We start from the raw sequence: 20,853 nt of genomic DNA, 5'->3' as shown, positions 1-20,853 counted from the left end.
TCATGATTAATCTTATAAAGTACGGGCTATTTCAACAGTTTCAAAAACTTCAATTTGATCGCCAACTTTGACATCATTGTAGTTCTTCACACCGATACCACATTCCATACCGTTACGCACTTCGTTGACATCGTCTTTAAAGCGACGAAGTGATTCAAGCTCACCTTCGTAGATAACCACATTATCACGTAGAACACGAATAGGCGCGCTACGCTTAATCAAACCTTCAGTGACCATACAACCGGCAATCGCACCAATCTTAGGTGATTTAAACACATCACGTACTTCAGCAAGACCAATGATTTCTTGCTTGAATTCAGGTGACAACATGCCGCCCATTGCCGATCTGACTTCGTCAATCAAGCTATAGATGACGCTGTAATAACGTAAATCAACACTTTCGCTATCAACCACTTTACGGGCTTGTGCATCGGCACGAACGTTAAAGCCGACCATAATAGCATTTGACGCTGCAGCCAGTGTTGCATCCGTTTCAGTCAATCCACCGACACCACGAGCAATAATATTCACTTTAACTTCATCGGTTGACAGTTTATTCAATGAATCAGCAATGGCTTCAAGTGAGCCTTGAACATCAGCTTTCAGTACAAGATTCAATTCTTGTACTTCACCTTCAACCATGTTCGCAAACATGTTTTCAAGTTTCGATTTTTGCTGACGTGCAAGTTTCACATCACGGAATTTACCTTGACGATAAAGCGCCACTTCACGTGCTTTACGCTCATCACGTACAACCGTTGCTTCATCACCGGCTGAAGGTACACCTGATAATCCTAAGATTTCGACAGGAATAGATGGTCCAGCGGTTTTAATGGAACGACCATTTTCATCGCGCATGGCACGGACTTTACCGTATTCTAATCCACAAAGAACGATATCACCTTGGTTCAATGTGCCTTCTTGAACAAGAACCGTTGCCACAGGACCACGACCTTTATCCAGTTTAGACTCAACAACTACGCCCGCTGCCATGCCTTCTTTAACAGCTGTCAACTCCATGACTTCCGCTTGAAGTAAAATACCTTCTAGTAGTTCATCGACACCTGCACCTGTTTTCGCAGATACGTAGGCAAACATGTTGTCTCCGCCCCACTCTTCAGACATCACTTCATGCTGTGCAAGCTCAGTCTTAACACGGTCAATATCGGCCGCTTCTTTATCCATCTTGTTTACTGCAACGATAAGCGGTACGCCACCGGCTTTCGCATGCTGAATCGCTTCGATGGTTTGTGGCATAACGCCGTCATCGGCTGCAACCACTAAGATCACGATATCCGTTGCTTTCGCACCACGTGCACGCATTGCTGTAAATGCCGCGTGACCTGGTGTATCAAGGAAAGTGATCATGCCGTTATCTGTTTCTACATGATACGCACCGATATGCTGGGTAATACCACCGGCTTCACCCGAAGCCACTTTCGCGCGACGAATATAATCAAGTAGTGATGTTTTACCATGATCGACGTGACCCATGATGGTAACAACAGGTGCACGGGTTTCCGCTTTAATATCACCGTCACGATCGGCAAGAACTTGGTGCTCCAACTCATTTTCACGAGTCAGGATCACTTTATGGCCCATTTCTTCAGCAACAAGTTGCGCCGTTTCTTGGTCCAATACTTGGTTAATCGTTACCATAGACCCCATCTTCATCATTTGTTTGATGATTTCAGTGGCTTTTATGGACATTTTTGATGCAAGTTCTGATACAGAAACCGTTTCACCTATGCTCACATCGGTTTTAACCGCTGCAACAGGCTTAGTGAAAGCGTGATCCATCGACTCAGGTGCATTACGCATCGTGTTACGTGAATTACGTGAATTACGTGAATTGCGGTCACGACGATTGTCTTTACCACCACGCTTATTCTTGCCAGAAGGCTTATTACCGCTATTGGCATTATCATTGCTGTTAGCAGCCGCGCCAGATGCTGGCTTGCGTGGACGACGTCCGCGCTTTTCAGCATTCATATCGGCTCTATCTTCAGCTGCACGCGCTTCAGTCGACGTCGTCACGTGGTGATCAGCACTTTGCTCTGACTCTTTACGCGCTTTTTCTTCTTCAGCCCAACGCTTTGCGTTTTCTTCGGCAAGACGACGTGCTTCTTCAGTTGCTTTTAAGGCTTTCGCCTCAGCTTCTGCTTTAGCCACTTCATCTTTCGCTGCTTGTAATCTATCTGCTTCTGCTTTTTCCGCTGTTTCTTCAGCACTTTGTTGTACTTGCACTGTATCCTGCTTAGCCGATTTGACTTTTACTTCTTCTTTAGCTTTAGCCTTCGCTGCAGCCGCTGCTTGTTCTTTTTCTGCTTTAATTCTTGCCGCTTCCGCTTTAGCCTTCGCTTCTTCTTCAGCTTTTGCCTTGGCTTTCGCCTCCGCTTCAGCAGCCGCTTGCGCTTCTGCTGCTAACTTGGCTTCTTCTTCTGCTTTCGCAGCCGCTTCTTGCGCTTCATCGCGTTTAACGAAAGTGCGTTTCTTACGGACTTCAACTTTGACATCTTTAGATTGTCCGCCACTGCCAGCAACACTTAACGTTGACACAGATTTGCGTTGCAATGTCATTTTTGTTGGGGTGGTATCCCCCCCATGTTGCTTTTTCAGAAAATCAAGCAGCTGCTGTTTTTCCCCTTCAGACACAGTGTCCGTATGTACTTTGCTAATACCAGCCTGAGAAAACTGTTCGACAAGTCGATCAGTACTTTTCCCTACTTCTTTGGCTAGCTTCTCTACTGTCATATCTGCCATCTGTAAACTCCCCCTCTGTTGATCGACTTATGCATCTTCGCCAAACCAACAGATATTACGGGCAGCCATGATCAGCTCACCAGCTTTTTCTTCTGTCAATTCTTCAATTTCGATCAAATCGTCAATGCCTTGTTCGGCTAAATCTTCAAGCGTAACGACGCCTTTACTCGCCAATACGAATGCTAAATGTCTTTCTAAACCTTCAAGCGCCAATAAATCTTCACTTGGCTGTGCACCATCTAACGCCTCTTCAGTCGCTAGTGCACGAGTAGAAATGGCCGCTTTGGCTCTTTCTCTTAAAGATTCAACAATATCTTCATCAAATCCGTCTATTTCTAATAACTCATTTACAGGTACATAAGTGATTTCTTCTAATGAAGTGAACCCTTCATCAGCCAAGACTTGAGCAAAGTCCTCATCCACATCTAATGCCGTTACAAATAAATTAATAATTTTTGCACTTTCCGCTTGATGCTTCGCTTTCATGTCATCAACCGTCATGACATTCAAAACCCAACCGGTCAATTGCGTAGCTAAACGGACATTTTGACCGTTACGACCAATAGCTTGTGCTAAACTATCCGCTTCAACTGCAATATCCATTGAATGGTTATCTTCATCAACGATAATAGAAGCCACATCCGCAGGAGCCATGGCATTGATCACAAACTGCGCAGGGTTATCATCCCAGAGAATAATATCAACACGCTCGCCACCCAGCTCATTAGATACCGCTTGCACCCTAGCACCGCGCATCCCCACACAGGCACCAATAGGGTCAATTCTTTTATCATTGGATTTAACAGCAATTTTTGCGCGCGAACCCGCATCGCGAGCCGCCCCCATGATCTGAATAAGCTCATCAGCAATTTCAGGGACTTCAACACGAAATAACTCAATCAACATTTCAGGCTTAGTGCGGGTTAAAAATAACTGTGCACCGCGCGCTTCAGGGCGAACAGAATAAAGCAGTGAACGCACTCTGTCACCTGGGCGGAAAGATTCACGTGAAATCAAATCTTCTTTAAACAACACGCCATCGGCATTATTGCCTAAGTCAACCACGACACTTTCGCGATTACTTTTTTTCACTACACCCACAACTAACTCACCCTCTTTGTCGCGGAATTGATCCACAACTTGGGCGCGTTCGGCCTCACGGACTTTTTGAACAATCACTTGTTTTGCCGTTTGCGTGGTAATACGGTCAAAAGCAACGGATTCAATTTCATCTTCAATATAAGCGCCAAGTTCAATACCAGGCTCTTCAAATTGAGCAGCTTCAAATGTAATTTCACGAAACGGGTTTTCTAATGCTTCGCCTTCATCTTCAACCACCATCCAACGACGGAATGTTTCATAACCACCGGTTTTACGGTCGATAGCAACACGCACTTCAATGTCGCCTTCATATTTTTTCTTTGTAGCTGTGGCAAGGGCAATTTCCAACGCTTCAAAAATCTTTTCGCGAGGAACACCCTTCTCATTTGAAACCGCCTCAGCGACTAGCAGAATTTCTTTATTCATCCTCTTGCCTCGTTCACCTGAATCCATCAAAACTTAACGATTAAATTGCTTTTACGGATATTATCCAAAGCGATTATCAATTCTTTACCTTCTACCATAAGAGAAAGCATTTGACCTTCAATGCCAGTAATCGTGCCTTTTAAGTTACGACTACCTGCCACAGGCATGGTCACTTGTACTTTGATTGTCTCTCCCAGATAGGCTTCATATTGCTTGGCATTAAACAAAGGACGTTCAACACCTGGGGAGGAGACTTCTAATGTATACTCTGTTGAAATTGGATCTTCGACATCTAATACAGCACTTACTTGACGACTCACATTTGCACAATCATCAACAAAGATACCTTTTTCATTGTCTATATAAAGGCGCACAACAGAATGCTTGCCTGCTTGGATATATTCTATCCCCCAAAGCTCATGCCCTAAGGCTTCAACGGGTGCGGTCAGCATTTGTTCCAATTTGCGTTCTAATGTAGCCAAGGTTACCCCCAGAAAAACAAAAAAGGGCTTAAAGCCCCAGTACAACCCCACGAATGCGGCAATTTGATAAGTCACAGATAACAAAAAACCCCGTAATGACGAGGTTAACATGTGTATCACCTGTAACAGGTCTAAGTGAAAAACTCAAAAAAATCACTTAAAACTGGTTGCGGGGGCCGGATTTGAACCGACGACCTTCGGGTTATGAGCCCGACGAGCTACCAAACTGCTCCACCCCGCGTCAACTGTTTGCAAGTATATTGATAAATATTGATACTTGCAATAATAAAGCTCAAAATCTTTTCACTTTATTAAAATTTGATTTTATTACCAATAAAATCCTAACTTTGGTGCCGAGAGCGGGACTTGAACCCGCACGACCGTTAAGTCACAGCCACCTCAAGGCTGCGCGTCTACCAATTTCGCCACCTCGGCGACACCTGGTTTAATCAGGAATACTTGAATTATTTTCAGTATTCTCAGATTTATCTGTTTTCTGTTGCACTTGCTCTGTCGCTGGTGCAGCATTATTACCTAAATCATTCCACTGATCCTCTGCTTTAGTATGATTAGCACTTAAGTTACCAATCGTTAAACTTAAAGCAAAAAATGCAATGGCTAAAATTGCGGTCGAACGGGTTAAAAAATTACCCGATCCTGAAGACCCGAATAAAGTTGCAGAAGCACCGGCGCCAAATGAGGCTCCCATATCTGCACCTTTGCCTTGCTGAATAAGGATTAGACCAATTAGCCCTAATGCCACCAACAAGTAAACTACCATTAAAACTTCATACATATTACACGCTCATCGCTATTGTACATAAACTGAGAAAATCGGTAGGTTTAAGACTTACACCGCCAATTAAACCACCGTCTACATCAGGTTGAGCAAATAAATCTGCTGCGTTACTCGGTGTTACGCTACCACCGTACAATATCCTAATGTTTTCTCCAATTGATGGAGATCCTTCTAGCAGACGCTTGCGAATAAACCCATGCACTTCTTGTGCCTGCTCAGGCGTAGCGCTGTTACCCGTTCCTATGGCCCAAAGTGGCTCATAAGCGATAACGGCTTTATCAAAAGCATTAATACCATTTCTTGCGATAATGGTATCAATTTCATTGCTTATGACGTTAAATGTTTGATTTGCTCCTCGCTCTTCGGCTGATTCTCCCATACACAGTATCGGTATCAAGCCTTTTTCTTTTGCAGCAGCAAATTTTTCAGCAATCACATCACTGGTTTCACCAAAATGATTGCGTCTTTCGGAGTGCCCAATAATCACATATTGGCATCCTGAATCTTTTAACATTGACGCTGATATCTCGCCAGTATAAGCACCTTTGTCATATTCACTGACAGATTGCGCACCTAGCTTTATCACACTTGACTTGAAGTCAAGTTCTGAAGCATCAAACGCTTGCTTTACGCTTCCAAGATAAATTGTTGGCGGACATAACACTACTTCTGGACTTTCTGCTGACAACTGTTTAGTAAACTCCACAAATAAAGCACTCGCTAAATTTGCATCGCCATTCATTTTCCAGTTACCTGCAACCATCGGACGTCTTTGTGTCATCACCATCTCCTCTGAAAGCGGCGTGAATAATAGCGAACCCCTAGTTAAGTTACAATAGCTAAAAGCATTATTTTTGTTTAAATGGGCTCGTACGGCTACTTTTTATGCGAAGCGGGTTCAATACATGATAAAACCCGTTCCTTGATCTTCTACGATACAGCAAACTCTGATATCGGTTAAAATTGGATCATACTAAACTTCTTACCGCTTCTGCAATAAAATGAGCATGTTCCATCACTTTTCCTTTTTCATCACCCTCAACCATAACACGCAATAAAGGTTCAGTTCCTGATTTTCTAAGTAAGACTCGCCCTCGTGCACCTAACTGAGTTTCAACTGCTTCTTTCGCGGCTAAAACTTGATTGGATGATAAGGGATCGCTCTCTCCCTCAAAACGAACATTCACAAGCACTTGCGGTAGCATGCTCATTTTCGCCGTCAATGCTTCAAGACTTTTACCACTGCGCTGCATCGCAGCCAAGACCAAAATACCCGCAACAATACCATCACCTGTTGTACCATGATCTAAATTCAGAATATGACCCGAATTTTCACCGCCAATTCGCCAATCGCGTTCTTTAAGCAGTTCCATCACATAACGATCGCCCACTTTAGAACGAGCGAAAGGAATATCTAATTCTTTTAGGGCCAACTCGAGCCCTAAGTTAGACATTAAGGTGCCAACGACCCCTCCTTTTAATACGCCACGAGATTGAGCATCACTGGCTAAAATATATAGAATTTCATCACCATCAATGACACGACCTTGCCTGTCGACCATCATGATGCGATCACCATCACCATCAATGGCGATGCCTAAATCTGCATGCTCTGCAATCACGGTTTCACAAATTTTCCCCATGGATGTGGCACCCACCTCATGGTTAATATTAAGTCCATCAGGTTTATCACCAATGGCAATAACCTCTGCCCCTAGCTCTCTAAAAACATTAGGGGCAATATGATAAGTCGCACCATGGGCGCAATCGACCACAATTTTAAGTCCTTCTAGTGTGTGCTCTGCTGGAAAGTGACCTTTACAATACTCAATATATCGCCCGGCAGCATCATCAATACGAGAGACCTTACCCAGCAAATGTGATTCTACACATTCTAAAGGCTTATCCAGTTCTGCTTCAATCGCCAGCTCAACCTCATCATCTAATTTACTGCCGTCATTTGAGAAGAACTTAATACCATTATCGTAGTAAGGATTATGGGATGCACTGATCACGACCCCCGCTTCAGCGCGAAAGGTTCGTGTTAAATAAGCAATAGCAGGAGTCGGCATCGGGCCGACTAACATGACGCTCAAACCTGCAGCACTTAATCCCGCTTCCATTGCCGATTCAAATAAGTAACCTGAAATTCGAGTATCTTTTCCGATAATCACTTTTTTTGTGCCTGCACGAGATAAAACTCGGCCTGCTGCCCAGCCCAACTTTAATGCTAGCTCTGGGGTCATTTTTCCTGCCCCAACCTTGCCACGAATACCATCCGTACCAAAAAATTTTCTCACGTTTTTCTCCATTAGTGGCCTTCTCTCATTGAAGCCCACTTAACTATATTCATTATTGAAATTAATGAGTCAGCAAAGGCCCAAATTAACCTAATAATATTTCATACCACAAAAATAAAATGTTATCTTGATCATCAATTCATGTTTAGTTATTTACAAACTTGAATTGCTGACTCTCATTTAATACCGATAAGACATCTTGCGTCTCTAATACATCATGTACCCGTAAAATATGGGCGCCGGCTTGAGCGGCCAGCAAATTCCCCGCTAAACTCGCCGACAACCTTTCAGAAACATCTCGATCAAGTAAATGACCAAACATACTTTTACGTGATAAACCAATTAACAAAGGAAAGCCTAATACATGAAATTCTGATAAACGTCCCAATAGCTCGAAATTATGCCCTAAGCTTTTACCAAAGCCAAATCCGGGATCAATAAGGATATTTTCACGCTTAATACCTGCCTTCAAACACGCTTGCCCCCTTGCTTCAAAGAAGGCTTTAACATCTTGGATCACATCTTGATATTTGGGTGATGCCTGCATATTTTTAGGCTCGCCTTGCATATGCATTAGACACACTGGTACCTGTAAACGCGCCGCAACCTCTAGTGCATTAGGCATTTGCAGCGCGCGAACATCATTAATCATGTCAGCGCCCGCCATAATCGCTTGCTCCATCACCTCAGGTTTACTGGTATCAATGGATATCCAAATATCTTGATGTTTATTCTGTACATATTCAATGAGTGGGATCACTCGCGCCAATTCCTCTTGCAAGCTCACTTCATCAGCACCTGGTCGAGTAGATTCCCCACCCACATCTATGAGCTTGGCGCCTTCTTTAATGAGTTTATCGGCCTGCTGACACGCTTTTTCAAACTGAGAAAAACGGCCACCATCGGAAAAGGAATCCGGTGTCACATTGATGATTCCCATCACTAAAGGAGACGTTAAGCTTAATGCTTTTTGCTTATTTTTTAATTCAAACACTGAATACTTTCCTTCAAAAACACTTAAACCACGGGATATCACATCGATAGAAACAAGAAAACCCCAAAATGGGGTTTTCTTCTATTTAGATTACTCGCTTAAACAGAGATGCTAGGCAATAAGTCTCTGATTATTTTGCAGGAGACTCTGTCGCATCCCCTTTATCATCAGGCTTAGGATCTGAAGATGTATCACTGGAAACAACTGGCTCTGCTGATTGCGTAGAGGCTTCCTCACCATCGGCATCATTTGTACCATTGTCATTTGAGCTATCTTCATCCTTTTGCCATTCAGCAGGCTTGCGTACTTCACGTCTTTCCATTAAATCATCAATTTGATCAGCATCAATGGTCTCATATTTCATTAACGCGTCTTTCATCGCGTGTAATATGTCCATATTGTCATTAAGAAAACGACTGGCTCTGTCATAGTTTTCTTCAATGATCTGCTTCACTTCAGCATCGATAATACTCGCAGTGTCATCTGACATATGTTGGGTTTTACCCATGCTACGCCCTAAGAACACTTCATTATCATCTTCAGCATAAAGTACAGGTCCTAACTTCTCAGAAAACCCCCACTGAGTGACCATGTTACGAGCAATTGACGTCGCATATTTAATGTCTTGAGAGGCACCTGTGGACACCTTCTCGCTGCCATAAATAATTTCTTCGGCCAAACGTCCACCGTAAGCAACCGAAATTTGACTCTCAAGTTTACGTCGACTTTGACTGATCTGATCCGCTTCGGGTAAGAAGAAAGTCACCCCGAGTGCACGGCCACGTGGAATAATTGTCACCTTATGCACAGGATCGTGCTCAGGCACTAAACAGCCCACGATGGCATGACCGGCTTCATGATAGGCGGTCATTTCTTTTTCTTCTTCAGACATCACCATAGTGCGGCGCTCAGCGCCCATCATGATTTTATCTTTTGCGCTTTCAAACTCTTCCATGCTCACCAAGCGGCGGTTACCACGGGCAGCAAAGAGGGCTGCTTCATTTACAAGGTTGGCTAAATCAGCCCCTGAAAATCCGGGTGTACCCCGTGCAATCACGCTGGCTTTTACACCATCGGCTAACGGCACTTTACGCATGTGCACTTTCAAAATTTGTTCACGACCACGAACATCAGGTAAACCCACAACCACTTGACGGTCAAAACGACCTGGACGCAGCAATGCGGCATCCAATACGTCTGGACGGTTAGTCGCGGCGATCACTATCACCCCTTCATTACCTTCAAAACCATCCATTTCAACCAACATTTGGTTCAAGGTTTGCTCACGCTCATCATGACCACCACCAACACCGGCGCCACGTTGACGACCCACAGCATCGATTTCATCGATAAAAATGATGCAAGGCGCTGATTTTTTTGCTTGCTCAAACATGTCACGCACGCGAGATGCACCCACACCGACAAACATTTCAACGAAATCTGAACCTGAGATCGTGAAGAAAGGCACTTTAGCTTCGCCTGCAATGGCTTTTGCTAATAAGGTTTTACCTGTACCTGGTGGGCCCACTAGCAGCACGCCTGTTGGAATACGACCACCCAACTTTTGAAAGCGAGTCGGCTCTTTTAAGTAATCCACCAATTCTTTCACGTCTTCTTTGGCTTCGTCACAACCTGCAACATCGCCAAAGGTGGTTTTAATTTGTTCCTCCCCCATCAATTTGGCTTTACTCTTACCAAATGACATCGCGCCTTTACCGCCACCACCTTGCATTTGGCGCATAAAGAATATCCAAACACCGATCAACAGCAGCATTGGGAACCAAGAAATAAAGATTTGTGTTAAGAAGCCTGATTTCTCAGCTTCTTCACCTTTCATCTTGACGCCTTTACGATCAAGATCATTAATTAAGTCTTGATCATAAATAGGCATAATAGTGGTGAATTTATCACCATTGGTTTTCACGCCATCAATCGTACGTTGATCACTTTGTATTTGGACTGATCCTATCTGTCCAGTACGCACATCATCTAAAAAGGTAGAATAATCCATCTTCTGCGTCGATTGCGAAGAGGGGGAATAGCCCTGGAAGACTGATATCAGCACCACAGCGATAACAACCCAGAGAATTAAATTTTTTGCCATATCACTCAAATTACTAGACCTCATTTTCAGTCTTTCGGTTACTAAGCTTAGGGTACTACAACTTGTACCCTGTCGCCACTAAATAGACTTCACGAGAACGCGCACGTGAAGAGTCCGGCTTACGTGTTTTTACGGTTTTAAATGCTTGCTTTACTGCTTTCATATAGTCATCAAAGCCTTCCCCCTGAAAAACTTTAACGGCAAAACAACCATTTGGTGCCAAAACTTGATGACACATATCCAATGCTAACTCAACTAAATACATGGCTCTTGGCTGATCAACGCCACCCGAGCCACTCATGTTCGGTGCCATATCTGACAGCACCACATCCACTTTTGCATCACCGACTCGCGTTAATAATGCGTCAAGGACTTTCTCTTCTCGAAAGTCCCCCTGCAAAAAATCAACGCCAACGATAGGATCCATAGGAAGGATATCACAGGCAATCACTTTACCTGAATCTCCTGCTAATTTCACTGCCACTTGAGACCAGCCTCCCGGCGCAGCCCCTAAATCCACCACAGTCATGCCTTGACGGATTAATTTATCCTTGTCTTGGATTTCTTCTAATTTAAACGCGGCACGCGAACGTAAACCTCGTTTCTGAGCTAATTTAACATAATGATCATCAAAATGTTCTTGCATCCAACGAGACGAACTCGCTGTTCGTTTTTTACCTGACATTTAAAAATCCGCAACAAATGAGAGTTACATAAGGGCTATATAAGGGTAGAATAGCGTCTTTTCAACAGTAACTCAGCATAAAGTTGGTATAAATGAACTTAACAACCAAACAAAAACAACACTTAAAAGGCTTAGCCCACAGTTTAAAGCCTGTAGTGATGCTTGGTTCTAATGGTCTAACTGAAGGTGTACTGGCTGAAATTGATAGCGCACTCTCTCATCATGAACTGATTAAAGTGAAAGTAGCCTCTAGCGATAGAGAGCTAAAAAATGCAATCGTCGATGCCATTATCCGTGAAACACAAGCCGTAAAAGTCCAAATGATAGGTCATGTGCTCGTTTTATTCCGTCAATCTGAAGAAATGAAGATCGCGGTCCCACAAGCGCGTAAGTGATCGACTTAGATCAATCAATAAAAAGCCGCTATCGATAGCGGCTTTTTTGATGAAAAACAAAAGATCAACAGCCACTATAAATTACGGCGTTTCTGGTAACGCTTCAATTTTATAATGTTCAGGTAATAAGCCTAATTTTTCTGGCAACACGGTTCCTACCGAAATGGATGACCAAGTGCCGGTCAAAATACCAATAAACATGGCAATAGAGAATCCTTCTAGTGGCGCTCCCCCCATGATCCACAATGCCACCACAGTCAATAAAGTCGTGCCAGAGGTCACCATAGTACGGGAAAAGGTTGCTACCACAGCTTCATTATTTGAATCCGCCGTTTTTGCATTGGGTTTAGCAATCAAGACTTCTCGAATTCTATCGGCAATAATAATCGAGTCATTAAGTGAATACCCTAGAATAGCCAATATGGCGGCCAATACGGTTAAGTTAAATTCCATCTGACTTAATGAAAAGAAAGCCAGCACAAAAATGACATCATGAATGAGTGCACATAGAGAGCCTGCCGCTAAGCGCCACTCAAACCGATAACTCAAATACCCCAAAATACACAGCATGGCAATCAATAAGGCTAAGCCCCCTTGCTCGGCAAGTTCTTGCCCTACTTGAGGCCCCACGACACTTGAGTTGATTAACTTAACGTTACTGTCTAATGGGCTGAGAACTTGCTTCACATCTAATACCGAAGTATTTTCACTGTTTGAATCGATGTTTTTAACGCTATCAGGTAAGCCATAGCGTATAACCCATCGTCCAGGCTCGCCAGCTGAAATCACACTCACATCTTGTTTAGAAGCCGCATTCATTAAGGGCTGAATTTCGCTGGCCGTGATCTTAGGACTCATGGTTACTTCAGCCACAACCCCACCAGTAAAGTCTAAGCCCCAATTAAACCCTTTCACCGCAATAATACTCAAAGAAATGAGTACAACCGCCACAGAAATCGCGCTAGAAAGGTGACGCCACTTAGTTAATCTATTAATATTTTTCATCTTTTACACCTTCAGATTACGCTGTGTATTACGGCCATACACCATATTAATGATGACTCTCGAAGCAAAAATGCCGGTAAACATACTGGTCAATAAACCCAGCCCCAGTGTCAAAGCAAAACCTTGAATGGGCCCGTTACCAATGGCATATAACACCACGGCGGTGATCATAGTGGTAAAGTTGGCATCAATAATCGTTGAAAAAGCACTGTCAAAGCCGCGATCAATCGATTGCGCGAAACTTCTGCCTTCTTTCATTTTATCTTTAATACGCTCAAAGATAATCACGTTGGTATCCACCGCCATCCCCACTGTGAGTACAAGCCCTGCAATACCCGGTAGAGTTAATACTGCTCCAGGAATAAGCGCTAATAATCCAAATAACAACACCATATTGCCGATTAATGCCACATTAGCGACCCAACCTAAACGACGATACCAAAGTGCCATAAACAATAAAGTAATGCTGATCCCAAGACCTAATGCGGCAAAACCATTTTCAATGTTTTCAGCCCCTAAGCTTGGACCTATGGTACGCTCTTCGACCATCAAAACAGGCGCTGTCATCGAGCCTGCACGCAACAGTAAAGCCAATTGCTGGGCATCTTGATAACTGCCGGCACCTGTGATCCTAAAGCGATCGCCTAATTGTGACTGAATCGTCGCCACACTAATGATCTCGGTTTTTTGTTTCGCCTTACCGTTCACATCTTGGCTGTACTCGCTATAAGCAGTTGCCATTGGGTTGCCCACATTGGCACGAGAAAAATCAGACATGATTTTCCCACCTGCACTGTCTAAGGTAATATTGACCTCAGCGCGCCCCATTTCATCAGTGCCCGCTCTCGCATCCACAATATGCTCGCCTCCCAACACAGGGCGACGAGACACAGATACAGGCATACCTGATTTATCCTTAAGCACTTTAGTGTTGACAGCCCCCGTACTTTTTACCGCATAAAAGGCTAAACTGGCCGTTGCACCAATCACATTTTTTGCCGCTGCTGGATCTTGTACGCCCGGAAGCTCAATACGAATACGATGCTCTCCCTGACGTTGTACCATAGCTTCGGTGATCCCCAACTGCTCTATTCGGCTGCGCATCACTTGTAAATTTTGTTGTACGGTTAGATTACGAATATTGACTCTTTCATCGGCTTTGAGTACCAATGCTAATCCTTCGTCACCAGAATTAGTCACTTGCCATTGTGGATAATTGGTTTTGAAAAAAGTGCGTAACGTGCCACGCACATCTTTACCCGATACCTTAATATGAATGCCTTGTTCTGAGGCTTTAGTGACACTGACACCACGCAATTTCTGCTCGCGAACATATTGACGGATAGCGTCCATAAGCTGACTTTGATGAGCTGTGTAAACAGGTGTCACATCCACATCTAAGAGAAACTGTACGCCTCCCCTTAAATCTAGGCCTAATTTGATGGGTTCAAATCCCATATTCGTTAACCACGATGGTGCCGCTGGCACCAGTGCTAAGGTTAATTCAGAAGTATCATTGGTGTTTTTGGCTAGAATATCTTTGGCTTGTGTCTGTTGCTGTGAGTCATCAAGCACCACAAGAGTATCTTTATCATTTTGAGTGATGCGCTTTACCTTAATCCCCGCATCTTGCAATTTAAGTTGTAAGGCAACTGGGGATTGTAATAAACCCGACTTATTATTGATTTGTACGGCGGCATCTTCACCATACCAAGTCGGGAGCGCGCTCAATAGCATGATCACTAAGGTCACAATTAAAACGATATATTGCCAAGCCGAATACTTATTCAATATTTTATGTTTGTGTCTATTATTCATAAATCTCATTACCTACAGACAGCACAGGATGACACCTTGCTGTATGACTCATATTTTTACTGGGAGAAGTGTCGTCAAAAACTGAACATAAATGACAAATAGGTCAAAGCGTCATGCAGACAGACTTTAAACCTTAATATTGAGCATATTGACAATTTTGACGCTTTTTTAGAGGAACGCTTTAGCTTATCTGTTGAGTAAAACGATAAATAAGATTTGACTCTTTCCAACCAGACACGCGAGCGCTTTTAGAAAAAGTCGTTAAAAACCAAGATGGATTATTAGCATCGATACGATAACCCACCTTAAAACTTGGGATAATTGGAGGGGAAAATTCAAAAGCCAATTGATATTCAGGTTGGATCTCAACAAGATCATGCTGAATAAAACTCAGGTAAGCTTGGGTCCCCAAGGGAATAAAGGTCGCGCCTCTATTCACGGGAAGTGAACTTGAAAGCGGGGAAACAGGTTGATGATCAGCGCCCTGAGAATGACTTACTTTAGTCGCTGACGCCTGACTGGAAGTGTTTTTTTGAGCAAGCAATGACTGCTTTGATGAGGTTGATTGCACTAAGGTCTCTTTGACTTGCGCACTATCAATGCCCTGCACTGAATGAGTCGCCACATCAGCATGATCCTCAATAGGCAAGATTATTTTTTCAGTGCACGCATAAGCGTTGATGCTTAACATCAATGCAATACAAAAAACGGCGAACACTTGTTTAATCACTTGCTTAAAGAACCTCAATACCTAAGTGTCATACCTAAGTCACTTGTTTATGTAAATTCACTGCTTTAACTCATTACCAACTCATGGATGAGGCAAGCAAAGTCAGCATACTCGCTTAGTGAAAAGATAACAATGAAGAGTCAGGATACTTGACGAGAGAGAATAAACAACTACAAAAATGTAACAAAAAGCCGCTAACAAATAGCGGCTTTAGTTACAAATGGTTACTTTTCAGATTAAATATAATCCACGCGAATAATTTCGTAATCGGTTTTTCCACCAGGTGTTTCGATGGTAATTTCATCATCTAAATTTTTACCAACTAAACCTCTAGCAATGGGAGAGCTAACAGAAATCAGATTTTCTTTAATATTGGCTTCATCATCACCCACAATGCGATAAGTCATTTCTTCATCGGTATCGACATTTAAAATGGTCACCGTTACACCAAAAATGACGCGGCCAGTATTGGGCATCTTGGTCACATCAATGATCTGCGCGTTAGACAGTTTACCTTCAATATCCCGGATCCTTGCTTCACATATGCCCTGCTCTTCACGTGCTGCATGATATTCAGCGTTTTCTTTTAAATCGCCGAGTTCTCTGGCTGTACCAATTGCCTCAGTAATTTTAGGGCGACGCTCAAATTTAAGGTGGTCGAGTTCTTTACGCAACATATCTGCGCCGATCACAGTCATTGGAACCTTATTCATAATCCTCTTTCGTCTCCTTTAAAACAAAAGCATCCCGCGTCGATAAGGTATTAACGATTATCAACACAAGTAAAATAATATAATAAGGCTATTTTATACTTGAGAAGGAATAAATGTATAGCCCCAAATCAAGTGAAAAAAATGCCAAAGACCCCCTAAGACGTAAAATAAAAGTCTCCATGCCATCAAAAAATGCACAATTCTTTTTGGCCAATCAATATTGACCAGCATATACGCCTCATTTTATTTACTTTTAATCAAACTTCCACATCAATTTTATAACACCCAGTCATCAACTCTGCACGTATACTGCTCAGCCATTCATTTTTCTTCAAAAGTCGAATATCAATTGAAAATAATTATCATTACTGTCATGCCGGTTATCATGGATTGAATACGCCTTAAGCTCGTTAAGTAATAACACTTTGTCATTGCGATTCAATCTGTTCATTTATAAAACACATTATTGCCTTACTCAAAAAGGCCGTTATCGAGACAAAATTCATGTTTAATCGCACTTCAATTGCATTAGCTATCTTCTTTGCCATTCAAGCAAGTCCTGGAATAGCACAACAAGAAACAATAGCCAATACAAGCGACACCCCCCAGACTGAAGATGAAAAACAAACCATCGAAAAAATGACGGTTCAAGGAGTACGTCAACGCTTAGAAAAAGCTGGCACACTCTCAGACAGTATCATGAAAACAGAAGTTATCAGCAGCGAATTAATGAATAATAAAAATGCGGTTAACTTGACTGAAGCCATTAATAATACCCCTGGTGTCAGAGTCTCCAATGAGTGCTCTATGTGCGGTGTAAAACGCATCATGCTTAATGGGTTGCGGGGGGAACAAACCACCATTTTAGTGGATGGGCTACCTGTTCATGCCATGATAGCTGGCTATTATGCCGTCGATGCCATTTCTACAACTGGGCTTGATCGCATTGAAGTGGCCCGTGGCGCCGGCGCCTCGCTCATCGCCCCAGAAGCCATTGGTGGTACCATTAATATCATCACGAAAACCGCCATGGAAAATAGCGCCACCGTCGATGCTTCCATCGGTGAAAATGGCAATCGCAAAGTGGGCATACTCGGCACAGGCGTCAGTGACGATGGCCGTACTCGCGCCACCTTAACCGCACAATATGACGATCGCAACCAAGTGGATGAAGACAATAACCTTGTCAACGAGTCCCCCAGTCAAGATAATCGCACCTTTAGTTTACGCCTCTCACAAGATCTCACCGATAACGATAATGTCACTTTGCGCTACGCCAATGTGCAATCTGAGGTCTTTGGCGGCCCCATGTTAGGCAATACCTTTGCCGACGGCGCCGCCACCAGCGCAGAGAGTGTCATTGCTTCTTTTGACGATATTCCATCTGACATGCTGTTTGAAAACGGCGATGTGCGCAATCAATTTATCGGCAAAGCTTGGGAAACCACGGAATGGGTCAAAACTCAGCGCGATGAGCTATCGCTAAGTTGGCTTAGCGCCTTAAATGATGACTGGAACATGACATTATCAGGCAGCTATTCCGATCACACTCAAGATTCTTTTTACGAAGGATTTAGCTATTACGCTGAAGATACCATGTGGTATGTGGATGCACGCTTTAACTATTATCTTAATGACAGCCATTTATTCACTTTTGGGTTGGATAAACGCACAGAAGAAATGCGATCTCATTCTAGCGCAGAAAACGAGCCCGATTATGTCAGCGATGCTTTTGACTATGATGTACTGGGTATTTACTTACAAGACACTTGGCAAGCCAGCGATAAGTTAGAAGTGAATTTAGCGCTTCGTTTCGATCATGTGCAAGCAGACTTTATCGACACCAGTAAACCCGGTAAAGAAATCGATCAACATATTCTCGCCCCGCGCATTGATATGAGTTATAGCCATAACGAGCAGTGGATGTCACGTTTATCTGCAGGTAAAGGCTACCGAGCGCCGTTATCATTTTTTGAAACGGATCACGGCGTACTGGATGCCTCAAAAGGCTTTGAAATTGATGTTGATAAGCTGGAGCGTTCACGCTCGGCGACTTATGCTTTAAGCTTTGATGGAGAGCAGCTCAGTGTCACCTCATCGGTTGCTTGGACTCAAGTCGATAACCTTGCCACGCTCACCGAAACAGATGGTGGCGTGCCACTATTAACCCAACTGGATGAAACTGCCACGGTCACCACCACAGACATTGCCCTAGGGTACGCCGTGACAGAAAACCTCACGCTTAATTTTACCGCCGAGCGTTTTTTCTATGACAGCAGCTTTAAGTCTTCTTATGCTATTGCTCCAGTGGAACAGCGCTTAACTTTTTACACCGACTGGGACATCAATGGCTGGGAATTATTCACTAACTTAGTGTGGATTGGCGCGCGGGATTTATCGGATTATGGCTATGATGGTTATAACCAAGTCGACAGTAACGGTAATGTCGTCACATCATCGAAAAAATCCACCCATGCGCCATCTTATTGGACCTTTGATTTTAAAGTCAGTAAAGCCATTAATGACAGCATCACCTTATATGCAGGTGTGAATAACGTATTTGATTACACCCAAGCTAATGAAGGTGAATCCCCACTGTTTTATGATGAAAATGGTGACTATGATGTCGCCTATATTTGGGGACCGCTTCGAGGCCGTGAAGCTTACACAGGTATTCAAGTGACCTTCTAAATTCATTATCTTTCGTTAATCATTATGGGCAACACTATTGTTGCCCTTCTTTCAATTCGGCTGAGTTAATCAACACAGTATGATCATCAAACGAGTATCGATAGGAACTTAGTTATGAACTTAGTTATAAAATTAGTCAGCCCCATTTTTATCAGGACATATTTACTGAGTGCACTCCTGTCTATAAACACGGCGCTTGCCTCACCAAATGCCCCTTCGATTCCCTCTTCTCAGCAAACTCAGCAAGTCAAAAGCCAATGGCTTAATTACCAACATGTTAATCTCGTGACCCATGAAAAACAAATCTTACAAGGTTTTATGGGCAAACCCAGTTTACTGATGTTTTTCGAGCCCGAATGCCCTTGGTGTGCCAAACAAGGTAAAGTTTTTAATCAGCTTTTATCTCAATGCCCCAATAACATCAATATCATCGCATTAGCCAGTCACGGCAATAAAACTGTGCTTAGAAAAGCGGCTTGGAAAATGAGACTGCATTTTCCCGCTTATTTAGCCGATAGCGCCATGACAGAAAGCTTAGGCCCTCTGCCCGCCACTCCCATCACACTTATTCTCGATAAGCAAGGGCAGCTCCACAGCCTTCTTCGAGGTTACGTAAAGCTGGAGCAACTGCTACCTCAATTGAAACAGGAATTTGGGCTAAAATGCCGCCGTTGAAAACGGTACACCTGTGATACTTCACTTATTGCGTTTTATAACAGCTCTATACCACATTTTTTAACTGCTATTACGACAATAAAAAAGCACACGATTGAAATAACAGCGCACATCCCCAAAGAGGGCCAAAATGAGTAACGATTTAATAAAAAAGGAAAAATGAGGAACATCGGTAAAGTAGGTAGCACGTACCAAAATGTATAATAAGCATGATTAGCAAGCTTATTCTGATCTTGCCCTTCAACATACATCCAAATTAGCGCTAAAATGGTAACCGTTGGCAGCGCAGCAATAAGCGCTCCCGCTTTGTCACTCCTTTTCGCCACTTCAGATATCATAACTACAATTCCAGCAGTTAGCGCATATTTTGTAAGAATCCATAACATCAGACAGCCACCTTTTACAGTTACTTGTTTTTAAAAGATAATTTTACATTTATTTTTGCGGTACTCGTTTAACGCAATACAATCACGATCTCTTTTTCGATACTGAGAGTGTCACCTATCATACTCCCCCCCAGTATTTTATACTACCCCCCAGTATAAAATTGATGTAATATTATTAAACAAGATCATTCTCATCATTACTTGAAGCAAATATGTCACATACCATTAAAGATAAAAAAAAACTCAATACTCGAGTAAACAAAATACAAGGCCAAATAAATGGCCTAAAAAAATTGCTTGAAGAAGAAAATGAATGTCAAGATGTACTACAGCAGATAGCGGCGATTCGAGGTGCCGTTAATGGTTTAATGAGGGAAGTCATTAAAGGCCATCTTATTGAACACCTTGTATTTGAAGAAGAACTTGAAAAACGAGAAACGGATATGCAAGCTGTACTCAATATTTTAGACTCGTACATAAAATAATGCTTTGCGGCCAGCACTTATTTATATGAATTTAGCGATTATTTCCAAACACCGTCGACTGAACCCTGCCCACTGACTCCTTCTTCGACGCACTTTAGCTCATTAGCGAAAAACTTAACGAGTCTAAAGGTATCTGGATTGACTCAATGATACACTTTAGAATTCAATGATACGCTTTAAAATCGAGTGATTGAGTGAGCCTCACCTTCATTTTACTTGAATACATATACCCAAACCACTTGAAGATGCAGGATTCAGCTGGAATTAAAACGCGTTTAGGCAAGGTCATTAATTGCTCCTG

18 protein-coding genes and 2 tRNA genes are annotated in these 20,853 nt (G+C 42.9%); 4 read left to right on the top strand and 16 right to left on the bottom strand.

Annotated features, from left to right (window positions below; genetic code table 11):
* Positions 1-12: 12 nt before the first annotated feature.
* The 11 genes from infB to rlmE form a co-directional block, all read right to left on the bottom strand.
* On the bottom strand, positions 13-2,763 hold the full coding sequence (infB, locus tag Q0779_RS18420) for a translation initiation factor IF-2 (protein ID WP_298774882.1): 2,751 nt from the start codon (positions 2,761-2,763) through the stop codon (positions 13-15).
* Between the two features lie 27 nt (positions 2,764-2,790).
* Entirely contained in the window at positions 2,791-4,290 is a 1,500-nt protein-coding gene (nusA, locus tag Q0779_RS18415; RefSeq protein ID WP_298774880.1) for a transcription termination factor NusA, read from the bottom strand.
* A 26-nt stretch (positions 4,291-4,316) separates the two neighbouring features.
* Entirely contained in the window at positions 4,317-4,772 is a 456-nt protein-coding gene (gene rimP, locus Q0779_RS18410; protein WP_298774918.1) for a ribosome maturation factor RimP, read from the bottom strand.
* A 164-nt stretch (positions 4,773-4,936) separates the two neighbouring features.
* Positions 4,937-5,013: transfer RNA gene (locus Q0779_RS18405), tRNA-Met, on the bottom strand.
* 107 nt (positions 5,014-5,120) lie between these two features.
* A tRNA-Leu gene (locus Q0779_RS18400) sits at positions 5,121-5,207 on the bottom strand.
* 10 nt (positions 5,208-5,217) lie between these two features.
* On the bottom strand, positions 5,218-5,568 hold the full coding sequence (gene secG / locus Q0779_RS18395; protein WP_298774879.1) for a preprotein translocase subunit SecG: 351 nt from the start codon (positions 5,566-5,568) through the stop codon (positions 5,218-5,220).
* 1 nt (position 5,569) lies between these two features.
* Positions 5,570-6,352: a triose-phosphate isomerase gene (tpiA, locus tag Q0779_RS18390; protein ID WP_298774877.1), complete on the bottom strand. Its 783-nt coding sequence runs from the start codon at positions 6,350-6,352 to the stop codon at positions 5,570-5,572.
* Positions 6,353-6,539: 187 nt separating this feature from the next.
* On the bottom strand, positions 6,540-7,883 hold the full coding sequence (gene glmM, locus Q0779_RS18385; protein WP_298774874.1) for a phosphoglucosamine mutase: 1,344 nt from the start codon (positions 7,881-7,883) through the stop codon (positions 6,540-6,542).
* A gap of 133 nt (positions 7,884-8,016) precedes the next feature.
* Positions 8,017-8,865, bottom strand: coding sequence for a dihydropteroate synthase (folP, locus tag Q0779_RS18380; RefSeq protein ID WP_298774871.1), 849 nt, complete (start codon positions 8,863-8,865; stop codon positions 8,017-8,019).
* A gap of 130 nt (positions 8,866-8,995) precedes the next feature.
* The gene (ftsH, locus tag Q0779_RS18375) at positions 8,996-10,993 is read right to left on the bottom strand and encodes an ATP-dependent zinc metalloprotease FtsH (protein ID WP_298774869.1); all 1,998 of its coding nucleotides are present in this window, start codon (positions 10,991-10,993) and stop codon (positions 8,996-8,998) included.
* Positions 10,994-11,024: 31 nt separating this feature from the next.
* Positions 11,025-11,654 carry a 23S rRNA (uridine(2552)-2'-O)-methyltransferase RlmE gene (gene rlmE / locus Q0779_RS18370; RefSeq protein WP_298774868.1) on the bottom strand — a complete coding sequence of 210 codons (630 nt, stop codon included), beginning with the start codon at positions 11,652-11,654 and terminating at the stop codon, positions 11,025-11,027.
* A 92-nt stretch (positions 11,655-11,746) separates the two neighbouring features.
* Here rlmE and yhbY point away from each other — a divergent pair, with 92 nt between their 5' ends.
* Positions 11,747-12,049 carry a ribosome assembly RNA-binding protein YhbY gene (yhbY, locus tag Q0779_RS18365; RefSeq protein ID WP_298774866.1) on the top strand — a complete coding sequence of 101 codons (303 nt, stop codon included), beginning with the start codon at positions 11,747-11,749 and terminating at the stop codon, positions 12,047-12,049.
* Positions 12,050-12,130: 81 nt separating this feature from the next.
* On the opposite strand, the gene secF is transcribed toward yhbY, so the two are convergent.
* The 4 genes from secF to greA form a co-directional block, all read right to left on the bottom strand.
* Positions 12,131-13,054, bottom strand: coding sequence for a protein translocase subunit SecF (gene secF, locus Q0779_RS18360; protein WP_298774863.1), 924 nt, complete (start codon positions 13,052-13,054; stop codon positions 12,131-12,133).
* Positions 13,055-13,057: 3 nt separating this feature from the next.
* Positions 13,058-14,872 carry a protein translocase subunit SecD gene (secD, locus tag Q0779_RS18355; RefSeq protein WP_298774861.1) on the bottom strand — a complete coding sequence of 605 codons (1,815 nt, stop codon included), beginning with the start codon at positions 14,870-14,872 and terminating at the stop codon, positions 13,058-13,060.
* Positions 14,873-15,053: 181 nt separating this feature from the next.
* Entirely contained in the window at positions 15,054-15,602 is a 549-nt protein-coding gene (locus Q0779_RS18350; RefSeq protein ID WP_298774859.1) for a hypothetical protein, read from the bottom strand.
* 236 nt (positions 15,603-15,838) lie between these two features.
* A complete protein-coding gene (greA, locus tag Q0779_RS18345; protein WP_298774857.1) occupies positions 15,839-16,315 on the bottom strand; it encodes a transcription elongation factor GreA in 477 nt (158 codons plus the stop codon).
* A 504-nt stretch (positions 16,316-16,819) separates the two neighbouring features.
* Here greA and Q0779_RS18340 point away from each other — a divergent pair.
* The gene (locus Q0779_RS18340; RefSeq protein WP_298774855.1) at positions 16,820-19,006 is read left to right on the top strand and encodes a TonB-dependent siderophore receptor; all 2,187 of its coding nucleotides are present in this window, start codon (positions 16,820-16,822) and stop codon (positions 19,004-19,006) included.
* A gap of 114 nt (positions 19,007-19,120) precedes the next feature.
* A complete protein-coding gene (locus Q0779_RS18335; protein WP_298774853.1) occupies positions 19,121-19,681 on the top strand; it encodes a redoxin domain-containing protein in 561 nt (186 codons plus the stop codon).
* A 35-nt stretch (positions 19,682-19,716) separates the two neighbouring features.
* On the opposite strand, the gene Q0779_RS18330 is transcribed toward Q0779_RS18335, so the two are convergent.
* Positions 19,717-20,067 (bottom strand): DUF3147 family protein, encoded by a 351-nt coding sequence (locus Q0779_RS18330; RefSeq protein ID WP_298774850.1) that lies wholly within the window; start codon positions 20,065-20,067, stop codon positions 19,717-19,719.
* Between the two features lie 212 nt (positions 20,068-20,279).
* Between Q0779_RS18330 and rcnR the strand changes: the two genes are divergently transcribed.
* Positions 20,280-20,552: a Ni(II)/Co(II)-binding transcriptional repressor RcnR gene (gene rcnR, locus Q0779_RS18325; protein ID WP_298774847.1), complete on the top strand. Its 273-nt coding sequence runs from the start codon at positions 20,280-20,282 to the stop codon at positions 20,550-20,552.
* Positions 20,553-20,853 lie beyond the last annotated feature (301 nt).

The sequence above is a fragment of the uncultured Shewanella sp. genome, from assembly GCF_947491715.1.
GTDB lineage: Bacteria > Pseudomonadota > Gammaproteobacteria > Enterobacterales > Shewanellaceae > Shewanella.
The sequence above is the reverse complement of the archived record's forward strand: the minus strand, read 5'-3'. Positions and strand labels throughout refer to the sequence as shown.

Coding starts and splice junctions, on each gene's coding strand:
- infB (WP_298774882.1), bottom strand. CDS start 2,763: ATGGCAGATATGACAGTAGAGAAGCTAGCCAAAGAAGTAGGGAAAAGT.
- glmM (WP_298774874.1), bottom strand. CDS start 7,883: ATGGAGAAAAACGTGAGAAAATTTTTTGGTACGGATGGTATTCGTGGC.
- nusA (WP_298774880.1), bottom strand. CDS start 4,290: ATGAATAAAGAAATTCTGCTAGTCGCTGAGGCGGTTTCAAATGAGAAG.
- secF (WP_298774863.1), bottom strand. CDS start 13,054: ATGAAAAATATTAATAGATTAACTAAGTGGCGTCACCTTTCTAGCGCG.
- secG (WP_298774879.1), bottom strand. CDS start 5,568: ATGTATGAAGTTTTAATGGTAGTTTACTTGTTGGTGGCATTAGGGCTA.
- rcnR (WP_298774847.1), top strand. CDS start 20,280: ATGTCACATACCATTAAAGATAAAAAAAAACTCAATACTCGAGTAAAC.
- secD (WP_298774861.1), bottom strand. CDS start 14,872: ATGAATAATAGACACAAACATAAAATATTGAATAAGTATTCGGCTTGG.
- yhbY (WP_298774866.1), top strand. CDS start 11,747: ATGAACTTAACAACCAAACAAAAACAACACTTAAAAGGCTTAGCCCAC.
- Q0779_RS18340 (WP_298774855.1), top strand. CDS start 16,820: ATGTTTAATCGCACTTCAATTGCATTAGCTATCTTCTTTGCCATTCAA.
- Q0779_RS18335 (WP_298774853.1), top strand. CDS start 19,121: ATGAACTTAGTTATAAAATTAGTCAGCCCCATTTTTATCAGGACATAT.
- greA (WP_298774857.1), bottom strand. CDS start 16,315: ATGAATAAGGTTCCAATGACTGTGATCGGCGCAGATATGTTGCGTAAA.
- tpiA (WP_298774877.1), bottom strand. CDS start 6,352: ATGACACAAAGACGTCCGATGGTTGCAGGTAACTGGAAAATGAATGGC.
- ftsH (WP_298774869.1), bottom strand. CDS start 10,993: ATGAGGTCTAGTAATTTGAGTGATATGGCAAAAAATTTAATTCTCTGG.
- Q0779_RS18330 (WP_298774850.1), bottom strand. CDS start 20,067: ATGTTATGGATTCTTACAAAATATGCGCTAACTGCTGGAATTGTAGTT.
- rlmE (WP_298774868.1), bottom strand. CDS start 11,654: ATGTCAGGTAAAAAACGAACAGCGAGTTCGTCTCGTTGGATGCAAGAA.